We start from the raw sequence: 380 nt of genomic DNA on the forward strand, positions 1-380 counted from the left end.
CCATCAGCGCGACGCGGCTATTCCGCAGCGCGACCACGTCGTAGCGGCGCGGCTCGTTCTTCAGCACGCTGCCCTCGCCGAACCAGGCCCCCGCCGTGAGACCGGCAAGGCTGGTCTCCTTGCCGTCGCGCGAGACGCCGCCCATGCGGGCGAGGCCGAAGACCATGCCGGCCCAATAGTCGAACGTGTCGCCGCGCATGAACACGGTCTCTCCGGTGCCATAGGACCGCTCCGTCATGCCCGCGCGAGCGACCTCGATCTCGGCCTGCGTCAGCTCACGCGACCAGGCGGCGACGCGCTTCAGTTGATCCTCTGAAATCATGATCCCGAAGCCAGACGCACCGTTTCGTCACCCAAGGTTTCGTCACCCAAGCTTTCAT

1 protein-coding gene is annotated in these 380 nt (G+C 66.3%); it reads right to left on the reverse strand.

Going from position 1 to position 380, the window contains the following annotated elements; translation table 11 throughout:
* The coding region (locus tag ACNFOC_RS55965; RefSeq protein WP_416966521.1) for a Crp/Fnr family transcriptional regulator at window positions 1–322 on the reverse strand (322 nt) is incomplete at its 3' end.
* Between the last annotated feature and the right edge of the window lie 58 nt (window positions 323–380).

This window comes from Streptomyces colwelliae, from assembly GCF_048158785.1.
Taxonomy (GTDB): Bacteria; Actinomycetota; Actinomycetes; order Streptomycetales; family Streptomycetaceae; genus Streptomyces.